General features: G+C 44.2%; 1 protein-coding gene. It reads right to left on the bottom strand.

Features of this window, described 5'->3' with window-relative positions:
• Window positions 1-3,297 (bottom strand): endo-alpha-N-acetylgalactosaminidase family protein (locus B5F18_RS12270; RefSeq protein WP_242955871.1); only part of this gene is annotated, 3,297 nt, incomplete at both ends.

Genomic DNA, 3,297 nt, shown 5'->3' with positions numbered 1-3,297 from the left:
CTTCCAGGTTTGCAAGGGCAAGCGCCACATCGTACTGGGTTGCATCTCCGTTTGCAAATACTGCCTGTGCCTCGGTAAGTTTTTCTTCAAATACTTTCCAGCTTGCCTCAGTGTAGTCATCTTTTACAAGCGCTGCCGCTTTATCTATAGCTGCTTTTAATTCTGCCTTGTCCACTTCTACTTCTTCCACAAGCTCAATCTTCAGATTGTCAAGGATAAAGTCCTTGTATCCTCCAAAATCTGCTTCTGAACCGCTTGTTCCCTGCAGGTCCGGTGCTGTACCTGTAGAATAAATACCGAACCATGTCTGTCCTGATTCTGCTCCTTTGATTTCTGTTTCAAAATGTCCATCTTCTCCCATCGCCTTTGCAAGTGGCTGCAATGGAGTTCTACCTTTAAATTCACCATCGCCTACTGTTACTGCGTATGTATTATCTCCTCCTGACTGATAATCAAAACTTACCTTATAAGTTTTTCCCGGCTCAAAGCGGAAATTCTGCGGTATTGTCTGATAAACCAATGCGGTTCCCAAAAGATGGTTAATCTTATAATTTGTCAGACCATTTGATTTTAAAGACCATTTACCGTCCAATACATCGTCCACTTTCTTGACATCCCATCCAGCCTGTGTAAACGGTGCATGCAGTTCTGACAAGTGTGTACGGTTGTCTTCCACACCTTCAATTTCGCCAATAACAAATGGATAAATTCCCTGTACATTGTTTTCAAAATCCTGTGTCATTCCAACTACATTGCCGTCTTCATCTTTCTGAATGACATCCATGCTGGATTCTACCACACGTACATCGTCAAAGTATGCGCTGCCCTCTCCTGCTTCTTTGGAGATTGTCAGTGTCACATCGCTGCCGTCTTCCGGAGCTGTGAAGAATACATACATATTCTGGAAATAACTGCTGTTGTCCACAGTTGCGCTGGAATTGCTGTGTGTGTATGCTTTTATGTAGTTCTTTGCAATAGAACGCATTGTATAGTTGGAGTCCAGCACTTTATCCCCTGCTTTTACTTCGATCATGGCCTTTGCATCACTTCTGTTATCCACACCTACATACAACGCATATTCTTTACCCGGCTCCAGATCCGTGATCTTCTGGGTCATGGCAACTTCACCGTCCAGTTTCATCATCGGGTTGCTGTACTGGCTCTTAGCGATTGTTGCTGTTCCGTCACCTGTCTTATCCCAGAACTTCTCAAGACCTTCGTCTCCAGAGTTAAACCCTACATCTACCAGGTGCATTCCTTCGCTCCATGTGATCTCAAGGTTTCCTTCCTCGCCTTTGCATACTACATACGGAGTCTGAGCCTCTGTTTCCAATGTGATCTTTCCATCTACAACCTCAACCGTCTTTTCCTCTGTCTTTCCAAGATCTGTCAGTTTGTATACTTTTACAGATTTCAAAGATTTCCAGTCATCCTGTAATTCCCATGTCGTAGTGCCGCCCTTTGTATTCCAGTGGTACATCTTTTCCCTTTCAGACGCTACCTTGTCTCCAGTCTGCGGATCCCAGTTCCATGGGATCAGATAAGATTCTGTTCCGTCCTTTCCATTGTCTCCCTTCGATACAGCACCCTGGGAGATCACTTTTCCATTGAGCGTGATCGTTCTGTTGCGGTATGCTGCACTGGATGGATCTGTGGACTCTCTTGTTGCAACTACTGTGTTTCCATCATCATCTTTCAATGTAATCTCTTTTTCCGGCGTCCATGTATAGCCTCCAAAATCTGTTGGCTCTCCATCTACCCATTTTACAACTTCAAAATGTTGCAAAAATTTCGTTGTCAGATCATGCGTATAAAGGTTTGTGATATATGCATCGTAATCATTTCTGCCCTGCCATCCTTCAAAGTCTTTCATATTATATCCGCCAAGCAATGGTGCGATTGCAGCACCGCCATAACTCGGATAATCACCTACCCAGGAATCCTTTTGATGATTTCTAAGGAAACGCATCACTTCACTATTTTCCCCTTTTTTATCGTATCCCCCATAAGTGAGATCAGCAGCCCAGTGTTGGAACGTGGAATCATATTCATTTCCAGAACCCCACTCTGTAGTCATTCTCCATCCGTTATCCGTTATTTCGTCTGTCAGATGTCTTGTCTCCCAGGAATCCTCCGTTCTTGTCGCTGTCTGGTTTCCCCATACATCGAGGTAGATAAAATCCAGATTATCTCCTACTTTTTCTTTTAATTGATCAAATCGATTTTTCCTTGCATCAGAGCCTAGATCATAGTATCCATCTATTCCCACTCCCTGATCCAGCCAGTTCCATCCATATCTCAGTGTTCCAATCAATTGTGGGGTTTCACTCATTCCCGGGTCTTCTTTCACATATCGTCTGACAGAGTTATCACTAAATGCCTGGGCTTCCGGATACATTTCACTCGCATTGACGTGCACACCAAATCTGGCACCGTATTCCGCTCCTTTTTCCAGCAGAGTATTCATGTCCTCAGCACCGCCGATCCTCTCGCCGATGTTTGCATAATCCGGGTGTCCGGAGTCATGACCTTCACTTGCATATCCTTTCAAAAGTATGGATTGTCCGAGTCCATCCGTGTGCTGTGCTACACGTTTTACGTTGTCCAGTGTCGTGAGGAACGGGTTCTGAGCCTGTCCGCCAAAGTTCATGGCAATGCGCCATGCCACCAGTTCCGGTACTTCCTCGCATTTGTATGGATTGTTCATAATATCGCGGAATGCAATTGCTCCGTCCTGCCAATCAACCTGTGCATCTTCATTCATGTCCCCCGCAATGGCTATTTTGGACTGTGGCATTTCAGACTCCTCTACTGTATACTTCACCCCATGACTGTCCTCAATATTCCTGTGATAATACCATTCTGCACTGGCCAATCCTAAAGTCTTATAATCGCCTTTATCCTGAGAGGTTGCAAGAATTCGTGTATTATTGCTTCCCCCTGTTACCACGGTATAAGCGCTGCGCCCTTCATGTTCAGAGTTACTCCAAAGCCCTGCACTCATTTCATCATTTGACAAAAATGCATACATATAGTCTCTGTCCGTATACTGTCCCACTTCATTGTCTATGGCAATCAATTCATCTCCACTGATCTTTGTATGAGAAGACATGATAGCACCTTTTAAGTTCGCATTCTTCTGTGTACTTCTGACTGAGATCAGACTGTGGTTCGGGATTGCGATCGTTTCCACCGGATAGGTCTCCACTTTCTGTCCATATTTATTTAATGTTGCATCTGTCAGGTTATTTTTGATATCCGTGATATTAAATGCTAATGTATTTTTCTCTACTACCA

Source organism: Lachnoclostridium sp. An181 (assembly GCF_002160325.1).
In the GTDB taxonomy this organism is placed as follows: domain Bacteria; phylum Bacillota; class Clostridia; order Lachnospirales; family Lachnospiraceae; genus An181.
Note: the sequence above shows the minus strand (reverse complement) of the source record. Positions and strands in the feature narration are given on the sequence as shown.